We start from the raw sequence: 18,628 nt of genomic DNA, 5'->3' as shown, positions 1-18,628 counted from the left end.
TGCCACGCGTTGCCCGCGTGGATTAGGGAGCCGAATTATGCGGATATCGACGGCTTATTTTGCAGGCGTGGGAACCGTGATCGTGGCGGTCACCGCCGGTCTTGGCGGCGGCTATCTGGCTGCGAATATTACCAGCCCGCCTACGCAGGCGGTCTCCAAGCTGGAACGCAGGATGTCGGCGGAACCGATAACCGTCTCGACGGCACCAACGGAGCCGGTGACGCATGTGGCCACGACGAAGCCCGTTGCCGCGCCCGCCCAGGAGCAGACCCAGCAGCAGCCGAACACGCAGCAGCAGTTGCCGCCGCAAATAGAGGCGGCAGCTCCGTCCGCCAATCCTGCCCGCGCCGAAGAGAAGCCCGCCAACAACGTAGCGGCCGCGCAACCCGTACAGCCACAGCCGCAACCTTCGAAGCCTGCCGAACAGGCCGACGAAAGGAGCGCCGCGCCTCGGGACGCCTTCGCCAGGGCCCGCGATGCCGACATCAAACGCGCGGACGCGGAAAAGCGGCGCGCCGAACGGCGACAGCAATGGGCAGACAAGCGCCGATTGAAGCAGCCTCGTGAGCAGGAGCTCGAGGCGGTCGAAGAGAGAGTCCGGGAAATGACCGAGCCGCGGCGGGTTAGAGTCCGGGAAGAAGGAGAGCCAAGAGACTTCGCCGAGCCCAGGAGAAGGGATATGTTCGCCGAGCCGGCCAGAATCGAAATGCCCCGGATCAGGCTGTTCGATCAGGATTAATTGATTTCTTCCGCCGATCGCGACTGCATGTTGGAGCGTGATGACTTTGAAAATCATCGCGCTCCTTCTGTTTGAGTATGACCTACGGCAAACGCTTCGTCGTTCAGCCCGAGAGAAAACCGGTACTGATTTTTCCGGATGAGGCGTTAGCCGCCGCGCGATTCCACCACCTTGCGGCAGCCATCCGACAGCTTCGCCTTGTTCGCCTTCAGGCAGGCGTTCATCTGCGGCGGCTTGCCGACATGTTCGGCGCAGAATTTTCCGGCATCCGAACGGCAGGCCATCTGCTCCTGGGGGGTGGGTCCGGATTGCGCGTGAGCCAGCGAGCCGGCGGCGAGCGACAAGATCAGCGCAACGGTTGCGACATGAATGGATTTTAGCATGGGTCACCTTTCGACGAGAATGTGAGGGTTGAAAGCGCGCGGAAGCTCGTCGAGGTTGCGCCCATGGTCCATGCCATGTTCATGGCGTCGGAAATCGGCCCTGCAAACGCCTGCGCGCACTCACACCATTTTCATGGGATGTTGCCGCGCCCCTCGATGGACCATGTACATCTCGCGTCGGCTGCGGTGACCGATCGGCACATCGCAAAGAGCTGCACGCCCAATTCGGGAGAGATGACAGATGTTGAAGAAGACAGGTTGGCTGAGCGCTGGTCTGACGCTCGCGGCGGTTTCGACGCTTGCTACGTTCGCGGTGGGCGGTGTGGGCTCGGCTCAGGCCGCGGTGGTTTACTGCAAGACGGTCGGCGTGCCGAAGGGCTGTGTGGCGCGGCCGACGCCGGTCGTGAGGGCAGCGGTGGTGACGCCGGTCGTCGGCGTTGCACGTGTCGGCGTCGGTGCCCCGGGCGTCGGTGTTCGTCCTGGCACACCCATGAACCGCGGCGGTCCGGTCAACCGCGTCGGCCGCCGTTGAGGGCAGCCGGGGCAGACCTCAACCGGCAGCGCCGTCGCTGTCGGGAAAGCGGTGGGGCAATGTCAGTCTCACGCGCGTGCCTTGATAAGTCCCTTGAGGCGTCGCTTGGGCGCAGGAGCTCAGTTCCAGCTCCGCGCCACAGCGCGCCGCGCGGCTTCGCATGTTGCGCAAGCCGCGCGCCGCTTTTATCGCGCCTGCCGCCGCACCATCAGCCGCGATCTCAAAACCCTTGCCGTCGTCCTCGACGGTGATGCAGCCGCGGTCGAGGCCATCGGCGCCTGCGAGCGTCTCGATCCTCACGGTGATACGCCGCGCGTCGGCATGCTTGACTGCGTTGGTCACGGCTTCATCCAGCAGCCGCACGATCTGAATCACATGCCACGGCCGCAGTTCGGGATGCACCGGCAGGCCCTGGGGCGTGACCGCGCGCCAGTCGAGCGCGATGTCATGCGGACGCAGCTGCGCCATGGCGCGTTCGCGCCATGATCCCAGCGCCAGCATCAGATCGCCGCCGATGTCGTCCATCGAATCGATGACGAGGCGCAGATCCTTCAGCGCCGCGCGTGCCGCATCGCCGATTCCCGCGCCGGCATTGCCGCGCTCGCTCAAGGCCACGATGCTGACGAGCTGGCCGCCGAGCCCGTCATGCAGGTCGCGCATCAGCCGCGTGCGCTCACGCGCCAGCGCCGCGGCGCGGGCGCGTTCCTCCTCGCGGGCGAAGCTGGCCTTCAGCTTCTCCTCCGCCTCGCGCACCTGGGTGACGAGGCGGCCGGCAAAGCCGTCGACCTGGTTCAGCGCGCGGGCGAACCGCCAGGTCAGCCCCGCGCCGATTGCCACCAGCATCACCGAATAGGACAGCCGCGCGGTGAAGATGCGGTTCGGCGTCATCTGAAACACCGAGAGCAGGTCGGCGATCCAGCAGGTCAGCATGATGGTGACCGCGCAGCCGAGCAGGAAGCTCGCGACATTCTGCCGTTTCAGCGCGGAGCGGGCGGTGACGACAGCCATGATGACCAGCGAGATGCCGACCATCGGAACGGCGAGCACGAGGAACAGCGTGCGCGACAGCGCCTGGTTTCCGAACAGGCCGCCCAGCGCCAGCGCGATGCCAGGGATGAAAAGAATCCAGCCGTAGCGCTGCCATTTCCACCCCGAAAACAAGAGCGCGAATGTCAGCACCAGCGCGCTTTCCAGCGGCGCCGAGGAAATCAGGATCACATTGAGTTTTGAAAACGGCGTCTCCCCCATCGGCGTCTGCAGGAAGGCCTGCCCGACGCCGACCGCCATCGCCGCTGCGAGCACGCCATAGGCCGGCTCATGGCGCCGCATCACCCACATGATGCCGAGAATGACCGCGAGGATCGCCTGCCACGACGAGAACACTACTGGCAGGGTGACGAAGATCAGCGTTCTCTGATCATAGCTCGGGCGCAGCAATTCGTCCGGGCCGACCCAGATGCGATCGAGAAAGCCGGTGATAGGACCCCAGATGAACAGCCGGATCGCAATCGCGTTGTCGCCGTCGCGCAGCAGCGACGCGGGGATCACGGCGATCGCCGGCGTGTTGCGGTCGGGGCGGTTGGCGGCCGGATCGCGGCGGCTATCGAGGATCACGACATCGTTTACGGTGACCTCGACGCCGTTGGTAAAGCGCGGCAGAAACACCGACCAGGCCCGCGCGGCCTCGCCGGCTGGGCGGACAAATCGTCCCGTGAAGCGGGGTGGATCGTTCATCGCATTCCGCAACGGCGAGAAGTACGGCAGCGTCACCGCGCGCTCGACCCCGGCCTCGGTGAGATTGAACGCCGTGACCTGATACTGGGCGGGAGGGTTCGGCAGCGACTGCAGAAGCGCCAGCACGCAGGCGGCGGCGATCACCGCCTGCAACAGAAGGTACTGGACCAGGCGCGGCATCTGCAGCCGCCGCCGTTCGCGGGCGGGCAGTTGTTCCGCCGTCGCGTCCTCGTCGTGGTCGTTCACAACTTTATCAAGCCTTGCTGGACCGCCTCGAACACCGCTTCGCCGCGGGTATGAACCTCGAGCTTGCGATAGATGTTCTTGATATGCCCGGGCACGGTCTGGCGCGACAGGCCGAGATGGCTGGCGATCTCGGCGTAGCTGAAACCTTTGGCGATTCCCCAGAGGATGTCGATTTCGCGCGGCGTCAGTCTGGCGGTGTTGAGCACGGGGCCGGGCGGCGGCTCGGGCGTGTTCTGGGTCCGGCGCACGATGAAGCGCGCGATCGAGGCCGAGATCGGCGAATGCCCGGCGACGAGATCGCGCACGGTGGCCGCGATATCGGTCGGGAACGCGTCCTTGAGCAGATAGCCGGTGGCGCCGACGGTGATCGCCGAGATCACGCTCTCTTCGTCGCCGAGGATCGAGATCACCATGATCTCGGTGTCGGGAAAACGTTGCCGGGTTTCGCGGATCAGGTCGACGCCGTGGCCATCAGGCAGTTGCAGATCGGTCAGCAGCACTTTCGGCGCGCCTTGCGCGAGACAGGCGCGGGCTTCAGCGAGCGTGCCGGCGGCCCTGACCTGATATCCGGCCTTGGTCAGCGCGTCCTGCAGCCGCCAAAGCGTCGGCGCGTCGTCCTCGAGCAGCACGACCGTGATGGCCTCAACCTTCGGCTCATCGTTCAATGAATTCATATGAAAACTCCGGCCGCCTGTCCCTGCGACCCGCGCAAGTTTAACCCCGCGGCGGCTTTTTGCGACACCCATGTTCATGGGGCCGGATTTTTACGAGATTCGGAGGAGGCGGATCGAGCGGAAAAGGCCTATACGATTGCCTCCCAACGAGGCCCCCGAAATGCCGAAAGCCCCCAAAAACGCCCCGCCGGACCAGCACGCTTCCGAACCCGGCCGGCTTGCCGTCACGCACGATGATGTCAGAGCCGCGGCCGCTGCCATTTCCAGCTCGGTCATCGTCACCGAATGCGACCAGAGCCGGACGCTGAGCGAGATCTGCGGCTGCCATCTCTGGCTCAAATTCGAGAACCTGCAGTTCACCTCGACCTTCAAGGAGCGCGGCGCGCTCAACCGGCTGCTGGCGCTGTCGCCGGATGAACGACAGCGCGGCGTGATCGCGATGTCGGCCGGCAATCATGCGCAGGGCGTGGCCTATCACGCCAACAGGCTCGCTATTCCCGCGAGCATCGTGATGCCGGTCGGCACGCCGATGGTGAAGATCGAGAACACCAGGCGTCACGGCGCGGAAACGATTATTTCCGGCAAGACGCTGGAGGAGGCCGCCGAGTTCGCGCGCACGCATGGCAAGGCGCAGAACCTCACCATGATCCACCCTTACGACGACCCCTTGATCATCGCGGGGCAGGGCACCATCGCGCTCGAAATGCTCGCTGCCGTGCCGCAGCTCGATACGCTGGTGGTTCCGATCGGCGGTGGCGGGCTGATCTCCGGCATGGCGGTCGCGGCCAAATCGCTGAAACCGGAGTTGCAGATCATAGGCGTGCAGGCACAGCTCTATCCTTCGATGTATAACGCCATCAAGGGCGAGAGCCTGCCGATGCGCGGCGACACGCTCGCCGAAGGCATCGCCGTCAAGGCGCCGGGCCGGATCACCACCGAAATCATCCGCCATCTCGTCGACGACATCGTCCTCGTCACGGAAGATCAGATCGAGCGCGCGGTGGCGATGCTGATCGCGATCGAAAAGACCGTGGTCGAGGGCGCCGGCGCGGCGGGCCTTGCCGCGGTGCTGGCGGCGCCGGAGCGTTTTGCCGGACGCAATGTCGGCCTTGTGCTGACCGGCGGCAACATCGATACGCGGCTGATCGCCTCGGTGCTGACCCGCGAACTCGCGCGCGAGGGACGGCTGACGCAGATCGCCATCGATATCGTCGACCGGCCCGGCCAACTCGCCGCGGTCTCGGCGCTACTCGCCGAAGCCGGCGCCAACATCATCGAGGTCTCGCATCAGCGCACGTTCTCCGACCTGCCGGCCAAGGGCACGCTGCTCGAAGCCGTGATCGAAACGCGCGACCGCGCGCATCTGAACGAGGTGATGAAGCGGCTCGAAGAGGCCGGATTTGTCGCGTGGCTGCCGGGGCGGCGCTAACGTAGCGTTTTCGAGCGAAGCAGATACCGATTCGCGTAAAGAACGCTGCACTGAGAATGGCATTGTTAGAAAACGCGCTGCATCCAGAGTCCACCGCAGCCGGCAAATATCGCCGAGCGGCGCCTGTAGCCCGTTACTGCCCGGCGCGAATGCGTTGCTCAATGTTGGCGGCCGGTCCGCCTGCGCGGACGTTGCGATTGCCTGACGGATGCGCTTGTGAGCCCGCCATGCTTTTCCACGGACCGATGGTTTCGACGATGATATTGATTCCGGCCACCGCGCTGTCGATTTGGCGCTGCACGCTTTCGACCTCGGACTTCAGGAATTCCTGCATTTTTTGGAGTTCGAAAGCCAACTTGTGAAGTTCGTCTATCGAATTTGTAGTCAACCGGGCGACGGACGAGTTGAATCGTTCGGTGCTGATCTCCAGCGGGTTGGAGGGATTCGATTTCTCTTTGCTGGGTTGTGTCGCCACAGTCGCCTCTGGCGGAGGCGTTTTCTCGTCGAGTGCGGCAGACGTTGGAGTATCCATCAATTCCTCCCTTGGTGCCCGCGGCCCGCTGCACTAGGCGTCGTTGAGTCGTTAGGCGATTTGGTGGCGTGGCGGTGGCCGCATTTGGCTGCGCGCCTACAAGTCCGCACCCTAATTCACGAGCCGCACCACGCCGGCATCGCTGACATCATAGCCGCCGAGCTCGGCCGCCCGGTCGCGCAGGGTGGTCGCGCGCATGAAGGCGAACAGCGCCTGCGGCCCCTTCATGAAATAGTCGCGCTGGCGCATCACCAGATCAAAGCGTTCCCAGGTGAGCGGCAGGAAATCGAGCCCGGCCGATTTCGCCACGCTTCGCGTCGCGATCCCGCAATCGATGCGGCCCGCGCGTATCGCCTGGGCGATGTCGGGGCCGGTCGGAAAGGCGGGCTTTGCCAGTTTCAGGTCGTCGAGCGCGATGCCGGCGCGCGCCAATAGTGCGAGCAGCAGCAATTGCGCGCCGGCGCCGGCCGGGCGTTGCGCCATGCGCGCGCGCGACGTGGCGATCGAGGCCATGTCGCTTAAGACCAGCGGATTGCCGGGCGCAACGAGAATGCCCTGTTCGCGCCGCGCGAAGCCGAGCACCACCGCATCGTGCAACCCCGGCATATCGGCGACTCCATCGACATTGGCCGTTTCGTCATCGCCGTCGAGGCGGTGCAGGTGGATGGCCGCGACCATCACCTCGCCCTGGGTCAGCCGCCGCAGGCCTTCCTCGCTTCCTTCGGGCAGGCTGGCGAGGCCGGAATTGCTTTCGCGCAACGCCCATTCCAGCAGCGGATCGTGGCTGCCGCCGACGATCGGCGGTGCCGCCACCTGCGCCAGCGCCGCGGGCGCGATCAGGCCGGCGGACACCCACCGGTCGAGCGCGGCGCGCGAAAACAGCCAACGCCCCGTCACCTTGCTGCAAGGCACGGCGCGGTCCGCGACCAGTTCGTAAAGCTTGCGTTCCGATAGCCGCAGATAATCGGCGGCCTCGTCAGTCGTCAGGAGTTCCCGCATAGGCATGAATATGCACCCGCATGCAGCATTTCCGCAAATTGACCATGTCAGTACCATCTGCGCAAGATGTTTGCTCAACGGAATTCTCCATGCCTCAGGACGTAACAGCCCTTCAACTCGTGCTCAGCGGCGACCCCGCGCTGTTCGCGATCGTGCGGCTGTCGCTCTATGTGAGCTTGTCCGCGGTGGTGCTGGCGGCGCTGATCGGCATTCCCCTGGGCGCCTGGATCGCCCTGACGAAATTCCCGGGACGCCAGGGCGTCATCGTGCTGCTCAACGCTCTGATGGGCCTGCCGCCGGTGGTCGTCGGTCTCGCGGTCTATCTCGCGCTGTCGCGCTCCGGACCGCTCGGTTCGTTCGGTCTGTTGTTCACCCCACGCGCCATGATCATCGCGCAGACAGTGCTGGTAATGCCGATCATCGCCGCGTTGACGCGGCAGACCATCGAGGATCTCTGGATCGAATATCGCGATGAACTCACCGCGATGAATCTCGGCCCGCTCGGCCGGGTCACGGCGCTGATCTGGGACGCGCGTTTCAGCCTGGTCACGGCGCTGCTCGCCGGCTTCGGCCGTGCGGCGGCGGAGGTCGGCGCCATCATCATCGTCGGCGGCAATATCGAAGGCTTTACCCGCACGATGACGACGGCGATTGCGCTGGAAACCTCCAAGGGCGATCTGCCGCTCGCGGTCGGCCTCGGCCTCGTGCTGATCGCGATCGTGATCGCCGTCAACGCGCTGGCCTGGACCGCCCGCCGCGCCGGCGAACGACTGGCGGGATGACCATGCGCGCGCCGTCGAGCGAACTGCCCATTGTATTCGATGGCGTCACGGTGACGGCAGGCGCCGTCACGATCCTCGATCGTATCGCGCTCACGCTGGCGCCGGGCGCGCCCACGATGCTGATCGGCCCCAACGGCTCGGGAAAATCCACGCTGCTGCGCGTGGCGATGGGGCTGCTCGCGCCTTCGCGCGGGCGCATCACCTGGGGCGGGCTGGAAAATGTCCCGCCGCTGAAGCGCGCGATCGTGTTTCAGCGCCCGGCGATGCTCCGGCGCAGCGCTGCCGCCAATATCCGCTTCGCGCTGCGCGCCGCCGGAATCCCGCGCGCGGAGCATGCGCGCCGCACCGTTGAGCTTCTCGAACTGGTCGGTCTCGGTCATCTCGCGGATCGCGCCGCGCGAAGGTTATCCGGCGGCGAGCAGCAGCGGCTGGCGCTGGCGCGGGCGCTCGCGCGCGATCCCGCGGTGCTGTTCCTGGACGAGCCGACCGCAAGCCTCGACCCCACCGCGACCAAGGCAGTGGAAGACATCATCCGCGCCGTCAGCGAACGCAACATCAAGGTCGTGATGGCGACTCATGATCTCGGTGAGGCCCGCAGGCTCGCCGGCGATATCGTCATGCTCCACCGCGGCCGCATCGTGGAGACCGCCGCCGCCGCATCGTTCTTCGACAGGCCGCAAACCGCCGAGGCCAAGATATTCCTCGCGGGCGAACTATTGGTTTAAGGGAAGGAAAATACCCATGAAGATGCTCACTCGCCGTTTACTGATTGCGGTGACCGCCAGCCTCGTATTCGCAGGCCACGCCTCCGCACAGGAGAAATCGATCGTGGTGGCGTCCACCACCTCGACGCAGGATTCCGGCCTGTTCGGCCACATCCTGCCGATGTTCAAGGCCAAGACCGGCATCGACGTGAAGGTGGTGGCGCAGGGCACCGGACAGGCGCTCGATACCGCGCGCCGGGGCGATGCCGACGTGGTGTTCGTCCACGCCAAATCTGCGGAAGAAAAATTTCTCTCCGAAGGCTTTGGCGTCAAGCGCTATCCCGTGATGTACAACGACTTCATCCTGATCGGCCCGAAGGGCGATCCCGCCGGAATCAAAGGCACGAAGGACATCACAGCAGCGCTCACGGCGATCAAGGCCAAGGGCGCCGACTTCATCTCGCGCGGCGACAAATCCGGCACGCATCAGGCGGAGGTCAACCTCTGGAAGGTTGCCGGCGTCGACATCGCCAAGGACAAAGGGCCCTGGTACAAGGAGATCGGGCAGGGCATGGGCGCGGCGCTGAACACCGCATCGGCCTCCAACGCCTATGTGCTCGCCGATCGCGGCACCTGGCTGTCGTTCAAGAACCGCGGCGATCTCGTGATCGCGGTCGAAGGCGACAAGCGGCTGTTCAACCAGTACGGCGTCATGCTGGTGAACCCGGAAAAACATCCGAGCGTCAAGAAGGATCTCGGCCAGCAGTTGATCGACTGGCTGGTGTCGTCGGAGGGCCAGAAGGCCATCGCCGAGTACAAGATCAACGGCGAACAGTTGTTCTATCCCAACGCCAGCGATTCCGGCGCGTGATGCGGACGCGGCTTTCGGCAGCGATTGCGGTTCTCCTGGTCACGATGGCGCCTGCGATGGCAGAGGAAACGGTATTGCTCCACGCCGCCGGCAGCCTGCGCGCGGCGCTGACTGAGGTGGCAAACGCTTTCGAAGTCGCGGGCCTTGGCAAGGTGCAGGCGAAGTTCGCCGCATCCGGCCTGTTGAAAGACGAGATCGCCACTGGCGCAAAAGCGGAAGTGTTTGCCTCCGCCAACATGGAGCACCCGCAGGCGCTGGCCGCAGAGAAGCGCAGCGGACCTGTGGTGCTGTTCGCGCGAAACCGGCTGTGCGCGCTGGCGCGGCCCGGCCTTGAAGTCACGCCGGCATCTCTTCTCGACCGCATGCTCGATTCCTCGGTGAAGCTCGGTACCTCGACGCCGAAGGCCGATCCTTCAGGCGATTACGCCTGGGAGGTGTTTCGCAAAGCCGAGAAGCTCAAGGCGGGCAGCTCAACTATGCTCGAGAAGAAAGCGCTGCAGCTTACCGGTGGGCCTACGAGCCCGCCCGCGCCGCAGGGCCGCTCGGTCTATGGCGATCTCGTCGCACAAGGCGCCGCCGATATCTTCCTGACCTATTGCACCAATGCGCTCGCCGCGCAGCGGGAAAATCCAACGCAACAGATCGTGCAACTGCCTGACGCGCTCGCGGTCGGCGCCGATTACGGACTGACCGTGATGAACGGCGCCTCGGCGCCGGCCTACAAATTCGCGCTTTTCATCCTGTCGGCGGAAGGCCAGCGCACGCTCGCGGGGCACGGTTTTGCCGCGCCGGCGCCGCCGCAATAGGGGATTTCCGAGCTCCGCTCAGGCCTCGTCGCCATCGCGCTACTCTACTTCTCGGGCTTGATCGCAGGCTCTGTGATCTCGATCGCAGGCTCTGCGATCAGTCGATAGGTCGGCACCCACGCGGTATCCCACTTTTCGAGAGTCACGCCGCAAGCCGTGCATTCAAAACTGTCGATCTCGCGCGAAGGCGCCATCGCTTCGGTGCGATGATAGATCGCGCCACATCGGCACTGTCGCTGCTTTTCGGTCACCGCTGATTCTTACGGCCCGCTGCATGATCGAACAACGCTACTCTCGTCGCAGAAGCGTTAATCTACGTGAACATTCGTTCAGGCAACGAGTGCGGTCTTTATGTCGCACGCCGGAACGTCACGCGCGCCGGCCGGTTAGTCTTCACACGTTCACTGGAGTTCGATGATGAAGAAGTTAGCTATCGTGTTCGCCGTTGGTGCCGCCGCTCTGATGGGAGGTTCCGCGGCCTACGCCGCCGACAATGCGGTGAAGTCGAAATCCTCGACGGATGCCACGCGCACCTCGACTGACATCAGTGCGCAATACCGCCATCGGCATTGGCATGGCCATCACCATCACCACTGGCGCCACCGTCACTATCGGCCGTACTACAACAGCTACGGCTACTATGCGCCGCGTCAGTACGGTTACTACGGACCCCGCTACTATGGCGGCGGCCCCGGCGTAACCTTCAGCTTCGGCAGCGGCGGATATCGCGGCTGGTAACAGGGCAGGCTGACAATACAAAGAAGCCCGCGAGCAACAACGCGGGCTTCTTTCGTTTCGGGCAGCTTGATGGCAACAGCTACAATTCCCGTGCCGCCCTCGATGACTTCGTTCGGCCGCCGGTAGAAGAATCTGACGCGACACGCACGGCGGCTTGTTTCCCTGACTTGCGCGCCACCTTTCCTGCCAGCAGGACAGCGCGGGCATTTGCCTTTCGTGATGCCGGCCCGGCACGTCTGGCCGCCGAGCTTGCAACGCGTAGTTTCCTCACGGACACGTTCTTCTTGTCCTCGGCATCATCAGTCTCCGCCTTGCGCACCATCGCGCTGGCGGAAGGCGTCAGGTCGACGTTTACGGCGGCGATCTGATCTTGCCGCGACAGCCCGCCAACGCCCTCGCATGGCGCCTTCTTTGGCAGATCGGTCGGCATGAAGACGGTGCTCTCTTCGGCAGTCCACGCTTCGGCCTTGTGGCCGGTGATGATCTTGACGTAGGCGCGCGTTTCCGCAGGCAGTGAACTGCGTCGTGAAAGCCACTTCGCGATCCTGCCGCCGCCCGCATTATACGCTGCCGCCGCAAGCCCGAGATTGCCGAACTGATTGTAAAGCTTGCGAAGAAATTTTGCCGACGCAGGGATCGCCTGCAGTGGATCGAACGGGTTTCTCAGACCCATTTCGACGGCCGTCTGCGGCATGAATTGGGCAATGCCCTGCGCGCCGGCCGAACTGACTTCTTCGGAACGAAACCTGCTTTCCTGCCAGAGCAGGCGCACGAAGAATCCGATCGGAATATCGTGTTCCTCGGCGGCAGCCTTGACCGTTTCGCAGATCACGTCCGCTGGCTTGGCCTCGTTGTCTCCCGACGCTGACTTGGACTCGTTGTCGACCGCGGCGGCTGCATGAGCATCTGCATCGGCTGCCGTTGCCTTCTCGTATGGCGCGGCAACGACATTTGTCTTGTCCGACGCAAGCGAAGACTCAACGGACGCGGTCACAGTTCCACTGTGCGAATTCGATATGGCCGTGGGTTCCGATTGCGCTTCGGCGACGACGAAAGATGGTTCCGTCCATACTGACCTGATGTTGGAACTTTCAAAATCCAGCGTGATCACGAACACAGCAATCACGGCGGCGAAAAGATATCGCATCAACTTCCATCCATGGGTGTGAGGCCCGCCGGATAGAAGTCGGATGTGGACATTTCGCGGATGAACTGCGGCGGTGAGGTGTTTTCTCACCCGTAGTTCTACCGATTGGAACCTGCAAAATGCGCGTGCGTGGGCCGATTGCCTGCATCGCTTTACGCCGCGTCGGTGCAGCGTTCGGCGTGGCCATGCTGCCGCTAGTCGCTGGTGCAATTTTCGTTGAACCTTTCGGCCGCCCTCCAGACAGATACAGGCCTACAAGCGCACCACGCTCGCCGCCGCAGGACCGATCGATGGAACACCCGACGATTTTCCTCAGCCGCCTTGGCAAGTTCGCGTTGATACCGATTGGCCTGTTGCTGTTGCTCGCAGCCGCCTGGTCTGTCTGGAGCACGAAAATCTGGCTCGCACGCACCCTCGAAGTGGAAGGCGTGGTGATCGAGATGGTGCGCATGCGGGACAGCGACGACAAGGGTTATCTATTTTCGCCGATTGTGCGCTTCGAGACGGCGGACGGCAGCACACATGAATTCCAGTCCGGCCTGCGCACCAATCCACCCGCTTACCGCACCGGCGAGGTCGTCTCGGTCGTCTATGATCCGGCGGCGCCGGGCGCCGCCACTATCCGGGGCGTGCTGTCGCTCTGGTTGACCCCAATCATCCTGTCCTTCATCGGAACGATTTTCTTCGCGATCGGAGCGGCCATGATCGCGATGAGTAATTGGGCGTCACGGGTTCTCGATGCGCCGCGCCTGGCGGACGTGGCCATCCGGCCCTCGCCGGAAGGCGGGGCCGCCTTCGGCAGAACCCATTCATGATCGCGTTTCGGCAGATTGCGCACTGGCGCGTATTGCGGCCAACGCACAGTATGACGCTTCTGCTGGCGCTCGTGGTGTCGCTGCCTGCCGTTAGCGCATTTGCTGCGGCACCCGGCGACAGGTCGAAGCTATGGAAGACCTGCCGCAACAACGACGGTGAGGCCGGGCTCACCGCCTGCATGGCGATCATCAACACACGCGGCATACCCGCGCGCGAGCGTGCGACCGCGTACTACAATCGGTGCTACCGTTACATCCTGGGGCACGACTATCGGAACGCACTGGCTAACTGCGACAAGTCGCTTGAAGACAACCCGTCCTTCGTGGACGCCTGGCTGAACCGGAGCACCATCCGCAGTGGCCTAGGCCAATTCGATCTCGCCATCAAGGACGCCACCCAGGCGCTCGCCATGGCGAACAACAATTCGGACCGTGCCGGCGCGCTGCGCAACCGCGCCGCGGCGTTTGTCCGGCGTGGCAACATCGCGGAGAGCCAGGCCGACCTCGACCATGCGGCCAGGTTGCAACCTGGCGATGTCTACAATTTCATCAACCGGGCCGACTTCCTGCTGCAACTCAGCCGTCCCGATGAGGCGCTCCGGCAGGTTGCGCGGGCTCGCGCCACCCGAGCCACCGTCAATTTTTCGCAGCAGAAGATGTACGCCGACATTGGCCTGCTGCACGGTAAATCCCTCGTGGCGCTGCAGCGCCATTCGGAAGCTCTTCCTGTGCTGGATGCGCTGCTCAAGATCGACCCGAACAACGCCGAAGCGTTTGCCCTGAAGAGCGTGGCCTTGGCCCGAACGAACAATGTCGCGGCCGCGCGGGATGCGCTGTCCACCGCGCGCCGGCTGCCGCTGTCCAGCCCGGACGCCGCGGAATTGTTCCGCGAGGCGGAGCAGCTCGTGCGCGAGGTGGACAGCGCAATGGCGCCGCCCCTCGGCGAACCGGTCGCGCCGGGTGCAACGCCGTCGCGCGAGCGGAGCAATCGGGTCGCGCTGGTGATCGGCAATGCGGCTTATCAGAACGTAGCGCCGCTCACCAATTCCGGCCGTGACGCGGAAGCACTGGCGGCGGAGTTCGATGCGCTGGGCTTCCGCAAGGTGACGCTGCTACGTGATGTCGCGCGCGAACAGATGTTCGCCGCGCTGCGCGCGTTCGCGAAGGACGCCGAAACGTCCGACTGGGCAGTGATCTATTTTGCCGGTCACGGACTCGAGATGGGCGGCGTCAACTGGCTCGCACCTGTTGATGCGCAGTTCAAGACTGATCGCGACGTACGTCTCGAAGCGGTATCCATCGACGAGCTTAGCGCTGCGATCGAGGGTGTGCGGGGATTGCGGCTGATCGTGCTGGATGCCTGTCGCAATAATCCCTTCGCGCCTCAGATGCGTTTCACCAACAGCACGCGTTCGCTGGGCACGGGGTTGGCGCGGGTGGAGCCTGAAGGCGGAACCATGGTCGCCTATGCGGCGAAAGCCGGCCAGGTGGCGCACGACGGCGATGATGGCAACAGTCCGTTCATGAAAGCGCTCCTCAAGCGGCTGAAGCAGCCGGGCCTGGAGGTGTCAATGCTGTTCCGCTTCGTTCGCGACGACGTGCTAGCGGCAACCGGACGGCAGCAGGAACCATTCGTGTATGGCTCGCTGCCGAGTGAACCCTTCTACTTCCGCACCGCTGCGACGGCCAACCGGTAAAAGCGATCAAACCGCCAGCGTAAACGCTTCGTGCACGGACGACTGGACTGAGCCGCCTGTCACCGCGCCTCCGCCCGCAACATAGATGGCATCGCCAATGGTGGTGGCGCCCACCGCGTGCCGCGGCGTCGTCATTGCTGCATGAGACTGCCAGGTGTTCGTCGCGGGATCGTAACTTTCCATCTGACCGAATACGACGCCCTGCGATATCTGGCCTTTGTCCTGCACGCCGTATTCGCCGCCCATGGCGAAGAAGCGGTCGCGGTAGACGACGAGGCCGTGGCCGGAACGCGCCGTGGGCAGCGGCGCGCGCTCCTTCCATGTGTCTGATACGGGCAGGTAAACGTGGTGAAGATCGGTGTTGTATTCGAATGTGTTGAAGCGGCCGCCGATGATATGGATCATGCCGTTATGGGCGACAGCCCCGACATGGTCGCGCGCCGCCGGCAGCGCCTTGCGGATTTCCCACTTGTCGGTTTGCGGATCGTAGACCTCATGCCAGCCGACGCTGGCGCGCTCGTTGGTCGGGGCGCCGGCGCCGCCGATCAGATGTATCTTGCCGTCAAGCGCGACGGCTGCGGCCGCGCCGCGCGACCGCGGCAGTGGCGCGATGGTCGTCCACTTGTCGGCCGCCACATCGTAGAAAAACGCATTCGGATCCGGATTGCGGTTCTGCTCGATGAAGCCGCCAAGCGCGTAGACCCGGCCAGCATCCGCCACGACGGCGACATGGTTGGCGCCGCGCGGCAATGGCGCGGCGTTGAACCAGCGGTCGTCTTTGGGATCGTAAACATGGTGATAGGCGCGGTCGACGCGTCCTTCGCCATAGCCGCCGACAATATGCATGCGCCCCGCCCAGGCGGTAGCCCAGGCCATTTCACTTCGCGGCAGCGGCAACGCCGCCTTGGCGGTCCAGTGTCCCTGCGGTCCCTTCGGCGCGGGGCTTTCCACTCTTCGCTGGGCAATCTGCTCGGTCGTGAGGTGATGCGGCGTGCCGCCCTGAAGCCGGGCAAACGGGTCGGAGGAGGGGGCTGCTTCAGGCAACGCCGTGCCCGACGGTGTGCCATGGCCCGAATGCTGCGCCAGCGCCGGCGCGCAACCGATCGCCGCGCCGGCAGCCGCGGCAACAAAAGCTCTCCTGTTCAGACGCGGCAGATTGGATGTCGAAGACATAAGAGCTCCTGAGCTGGCGTAGCTGGATGATCGATGGTCGTAACAAAGGCGAGTGCGGTCAAGACAACAACTCCGCGAACCGTGTTGCCAATGCACTCAATTGCAGGTGATGTCGGTACGACTGTCACGGTTCCCGAAACTATGCGGCGGCGCCGGCTTAACCTTCAGCTTGACGCCGCGCCATTGATCGATGGCGCCAGGGACTGGATCGGTGTACGCATGAGACTCGCGCCGGCAGCGTGGCGCCCATCCCTCCCAGGAAAGAAGCCCAAAATGAGCGAGCGACTTGAAACGCTGAATAAAGCCCGTGCGCGCATGCTCGAGGACAGGGACGCGCACGCGAAGGTGCTGGCCGCTCCCTTTGACCGCGACAAGGCCGAACGGGCCCGCAACAAGTTCATCGAGATTCAGATACTGATCGACGCCCTGGACCGCGCGATCGGCGGCGAGGGAGCCGTCGCACCAACAGCTTGAGCCAGGCGCGTAAGGCGGATTGGAGCCGAAGGCGTCATCCGCCGTTCCAGACTATCCTCGTACGTTCATCGTCATCAGCCGAATCTCCATTCGTCTGCTGTCGCCGCTCTCAATCCAAGAGCCCTGTTCGAGAAAATTTCGGGGCCAGTGCACTTCATTCGCAGGCGATGCCCGCGAAGGCGTGACGTGTGAATTAGGTGCACTGCCACCTGATGCCGCGTCACCTTGTCTCGGTTGAGCCTGGCATGACGGGATGGCGCGGATCCTGCTTTGACAGGTTCGCGCTGACCTGATCCATTTCCTTGATCGAGAGTAACGGGACATTCAGCACAGTTAAGGAGCCGGCCCAATGAAGGAGCGGGAACTTCGAAACCTGATTGCAGACGTCAAGACCGGTCAGTTGTCGCGGCGGGCCTTTGTCCAGCGAATGATCGCCGCAGGCCTTTCGGCGCCGATGGCCGGGATGATGCTGAGCCAGTCCGGGGTCGCGATGGCCGCGACCGCGCTTCCCTACAAGCCGACCAAGGCCGGCGGCGGCGGTGTGCTGAAACTGATGTATTGGCAGGCCGTGACCCTGCTCAATCCGCATTTCGCCGTCGGCACCAAGGACCAGGAAGGCTCCCGGATATTCTACGAGCCGCTGGCAGGATGGGATGGCGACGGCAATCTGGTGCCGATCCTCGCGGCCGAGATTCCGAGCAAGGAGAATGACGGATTGGCCGAGGACGGCCGCTCCGTGATCTGGAAGCTGAAACGCGGCGTCAAATGGCATGACGGCATGCCGTTCACGGCAGACGATGTCGTGTTCAACTGGGAATATGCCAAAACGCCGGAGACCGCGTCGGTCTCGATCGGCAGCTACAAGGACATCACGGTCGAAAAGATCGACGACTTCACCGTCCGCCTCGTTTTTGCCAAGCCGACACCATTCTGGGCCGATGCCTTTGTCAGCGCCTATGGCATGATCATCCCAAAACACCTGTTCAAGGATTACGTCGGTGCCAAATCGCGCGAGGCGCCGAACAATCTGAAGCCGGTCGGTACCGGCCCCTATATGTTCGTGGATTTCAAACCGGGCGACATGCTCCGCGCAAAAATCAATCCCAACTACCACGTCGCCAACCGGCCGCATTTCGACGAGGTGGAGGTCAAGGGCGGCGGCGATGCGGTGTCGGCGGCGCGCGCGGTGCTGCAGACCGGCGAATATGACTATGCCTGGAACATGCAGGTCGAAGACGAGATCCTGCTGAAGATGGAAGCCCTCGGAAAGGGCAGGATCAACATCACGCCGTCAGGTAATGTCGAATTCATGCAGCTCAACTCGACCGATCCTGCGGTCGAGGTCGACGGTGAGCGCGCCAGCATCAAGACCAAACATCCGCTGTTCAGCGATCCGGCCGTGCGCCAGGCCATCAATCTCCTGATCGATCGCGCGTCGATCGAGAAATTCATCTATGGCCGCACGGCGCTCGCCACCGCGAACTTCCTCAACAACCCGCCGCGCTTCCGGTCGAAGAACACCAAGTTCGAATTCAACATCGAGAAGGCCAACCAGATCCTCGAGGCCGCGGGGTGGAAAAAGGGCGGCGACGGCATTCGCGCCAAGGACGGCAAGCCGCTGAAGTTCGTATTCCAGACCTCGATCAATGCACCCCGGCAGAAGACCCAGGCCATCGTCAAGCAGGCGTGCCAGAAAGCGGGCATCGACGTCGAACTGAAGTCGGTGGTGGGATCGGTGTTCTTCTCCTCCGACGCCGGCAATCCCGACACCTACCCGCATTTCTATTGCGACGCGCAGATGTACAACACCACCATGCCGCAGGCCGATCCGCAGTTCTTCATGAACCAGTATGTGTCGTGGCAGGTGGCGAACAAGGACAACAAGTGGCAGGGGCGCAATGTCTCGCGCTGGCAAAGCAAGGAATATGACGAGATCTACAAGCAGGTCGAGCAGGAGCTCGACGCGGTGAAGCGCGCCGCGCTGTTCATCAGGCTCAACGACCTCGTCGTGTCAGATAATTACATCCAGCCCATCATCTCCCGCACCCGCGTCGCAGCGCTCAGCGGCAAGCTGACAGCGCATATCTCGGGCTGGGACAATGATCTGTGGCAGCTGGCGAGCTGGTATCGGGAGGGGTGAGAGCGGGCTGGCT

The 18,628-nt window shown here is 63.7% G+C and carries 20 protein-coding genes; 12 read left to right on the top strand and 8 right to left on the bottom strand.

The window, feature by feature from the left end:
* The first annotated feature begins 37 nt into the window (after window positions 1–37).
* Window positions 38–739, top strand: a complete 702-nt coding sequence (locus KIP88_RS28900) for a hypothetical protein (RefSeq protein WP_214491497.1) — start codon at window positions 38–40, stop codon at window positions 737–739.
* A 146-nt stretch (window positions 740–885) separates the two neighbouring features.
* Here KIP88_RS28900 and KIP88_RS28895 read toward each other — a convergent pair whose 3' ends face one another.
* Entirely contained in the window at window positions 886–1,122 is a 237-nt protein-coding gene (locus tag KIP88_RS28895; protein ID WP_249791086.1) for a cysteine rich repeat-containing protein, read from the bottom strand.
* A 241-nt stretch (window positions 1,123–1,363) separates the two neighbouring features.
* Between KIP88_RS28895 and KIP88_RS28890 the strand changes: the two genes are divergently transcribed.
* Window positions 1,364–1,654 carry a hypothetical protein gene (locus KIP88_RS28890; protein WP_214491496.1) on the top strand — a complete coding sequence of 97 codons (291 nt, stop codon included), beginning with the start codon at window positions 1,364–1,366 and terminating at the stop codon, window positions 1,652–1,654.
* 18 nt (window positions 1,655–1,672) lie between these two features.
* Here the strand turns inward: KIP88_RS28890 and KIP88_RS28885 are convergent, their stop codons facing one another.
* On the bottom strand, window positions 1,673–3,568 hold the full coding sequence (locus KIP88_RS28885; RefSeq protein WP_214491568.1) for an ATP-binding protein: 1,896 nt from the start codon (window positions 3,566–3,568) through the stop codon (window positions 1,673–1,675).
* 62 nt (window positions 3,569–3,630) lie between these two features.
* Window positions 3,631–4,308 (bottom strand): response regulator, encoded by a 678-nt coding sequence (locus KIP88_RS28880; protein WP_374226524.1) that lies wholly within the window; start codon window positions 4,306–4,308, stop codon window positions 3,631–3,633.
* Between the two features lie 160 nt (window positions 4,309–4,468).
* On the opposite strand from KIP88_RS28880, the gene KIP88_RS28875 reads away from it, so the two are divergent.
* Window positions 4,469–5,737, top strand: coding sequence for a threonine ammonia-lyase (locus tag KIP88_RS28875; protein WP_214491495.1), 1,269 nt, complete (start codon window positions 4,469–4,471; stop codon window positions 5,735–5,737).
* Between the two features lie 133 nt (window positions 5,738–5,870).
* Here KIP88_RS28875 and KIP88_RS28870 read toward each other — a convergent pair whose 3' ends face one another.
* Together KIP88_RS28870 and KIP88_RS28865 are read right to left on the bottom strand one after the other, a co-directional pair.
* Entirely contained in the window at window positions 5,871–6,269 is a 399-nt protein-coding gene (locus KIP88_RS28870) for a hypothetical protein (protein ID WP_214491494.1), read from the bottom strand.
* Between the two features lie 111 nt (window positions 6,270–6,380).
* Window positions 6,381–7,274 carry a helix-turn-helix transcriptional regulator gene (locus KIP88_RS28865; RefSeq protein WP_249791085.1) on the bottom strand — a complete coding sequence of 298 codons (894 nt, stop codon included), beginning with the start codon at window positions 7,272–7,274 and terminating at the stop codon, window positions 6,381–6,383.
* A gap of 83 nt (window positions 7,275–7,357) precedes the next feature.
* On the opposite strand from KIP88_RS28865, the gene KIP88_RS28860 reads away from it, so the two are divergent.
* The 4 genes from KIP88_RS28860 to KIP88_RS28845 are packed head-to-tail and all read left to right on the top strand — an operon-like array spanning window position 7,358 to window position 10,431.
* The gene (locus KIP88_RS28860) at window positions 7,358–8,050 is read left to right on the top strand and encodes an ABC transporter permease (protein WP_214491493.1); all 693 of its coding nucleotides are present in this window, start codon (window positions 7,358–7,360) and stop codon (window positions 8,048–8,050) included.
* 2 nt (window positions 8,051–8,052) lie between these two features.
* Window positions 8,053–8,775: an ATP-binding cassette domain-containing protein gene (locus tag KIP88_RS28855; protein ID WP_214491565.1), complete on the top strand. Its 723-nt coding sequence runs from the start codon at window positions 8,053–8,055 to the stop codon at window positions 8,773–8,775.
* A 22-nt stretch (window positions 8,776–8,797) separates the two neighbouring features.
* Complete coding sequence (locus KIP88_RS28850; protein WP_214491564.1) at window positions 8,798–9,625, top strand: substrate-binding domain-containing protein; 828 nt, start codon at window positions 8,798–8,800, stop codon at window positions 9,623–9,625.
* Entirely contained in the window at window positions 9,625–10,431 is an 807-nt protein-coding gene (locus KIP88_RS28845; protein WP_283848535.1) for a molybdate ABC transporter substrate-binding protein, read from the top strand. Before KIP88_RS28850 ends, KIP88_RS28845 begins: the two co-directional genes overlap by 1 nt.
* Window positions 10,432–10,475: 44 nt before the next feature.
* Here KIP88_RS28845 and KIP88_RS28840 read toward each other — a convergent pair whose 3' ends face one another.
* A complete protein-coding gene (locus KIP88_RS28840; RefSeq protein ID WP_214491491.1) occupies window positions 10,476–10,682 on the bottom strand; it encodes a hypothetical protein in 207 nt (68 codons plus the stop codon).
* 166 nt (window positions 10,683–10,848) lie between these two features.
* Here KIP88_RS28840 and KIP88_RS28835 point away from each other — a divergent pair, with 166 nt between their 5' ends.
* Window positions 10,849–11,169 (top strand): hypothetical protein, encoded by a 321-nt coding sequence (locus KIP88_RS28835; protein ID WP_214491490.1) that lies wholly within the window; start codon window positions 10,849–10,851, stop codon window positions 11,167–11,169.
* Between the two features lie 79 nt (window positions 11,170–11,248).
* On the opposite strand, the gene KIP88_RS28830 is transcribed toward KIP88_RS28835, so the two are convergent.
* Complete coding sequence (locus KIP88_RS28830) at window positions 11,249–12,316, bottom strand: lytic transglycosylase domain-containing protein (RefSeq protein WP_214491489.1); 1,068 nt, start codon at window positions 12,314–12,316, stop codon at window positions 11,249–11,251.
* Window positions 12,317–12,501: 185 nt separating this feature from the next.
* Here KIP88_RS28830 and KIP88_RS28825 point away from each other — a divergent pair, with 185 nt between their 5' ends.
* Complete coding sequence (locus KIP88_RS28825; RefSeq protein WP_249791094.1) at window positions 12,502–13,131, top strand: DUF3592 domain-containing protein; 630 nt, start codon at window positions 12,502–12,504, stop codon at window positions 13,129–13,131.
* Complete coding sequence (locus tag KIP88_RS28820; protein WP_214491487.1) at window positions 13,128–14,828, top strand: caspase family protein; 1,701 nt, start codon at window positions 13,128–13,130, stop codon at window positions 14,826–14,828. Before KIP88_RS28825 ends, KIP88_RS28820 begins: the two co-directional genes overlap by 4 nt.
* 6 nt (window positions 14,829–14,834) lie before the next feature.
* On the opposite strand, the gene KIP88_RS28815 is transcribed toward KIP88_RS28820, so the two are convergent.
* The gene (locus KIP88_RS28815; protein WP_249791083.1) at window positions 14,835–16,001 is read right to left on the bottom strand and encodes a kelch repeat-containing protein; all 1,167 of its coding nucleotides are present in this window, start codon (window positions 15,999–16,001) and stop codon (window positions 14,835–14,837) included.
* Between the two features lie 273 nt (window positions 16,002–16,274).
* Here KIP88_RS28815 and KIP88_RS28810 point away from each other — a divergent pair, with 273 nt between their 5' ends.
* Window positions 16,275–16,475 (top strand): hypothetical protein, encoded by a 201-nt coding sequence (locus tag KIP88_RS28810; RefSeq protein ID WP_214491486.1) that lies wholly within the window; start codon window positions 16,275–16,277, stop codon window positions 16,473–16,475.
* Window positions 16,476–16,824: 349 nt separating this feature from the next.
* Window positions 16,825–18,615 carry a peptide ABC transporter substrate-binding protein gene (locus KIP88_RS28805; protein ID WP_214491485.1) on the top strand — a complete coding sequence of 597 codons (1,791 nt, stop codon included), beginning with the start codon at window positions 16,825–16,827 and terminating at the stop codon, window positions 18,613–18,615.
* Window positions 18,616–18,628: the final 13 nt, after the last annotated feature.

The organism is Bradyrhizobium sp. SRL28, assembly GCF_018596315.1.
Taxonomy (GTDB): domain Bacteria; phylum Pseudomonadota; class Alphaproteobacteria; order Rhizobiales; family Xanthobacteraceae; genus Bradyrhizobium.
The sequence above is the reverse complement of the archived record's forward strand: the minus strand, read 5'-3'. Positions and strand labels throughout refer to the sequence as shown.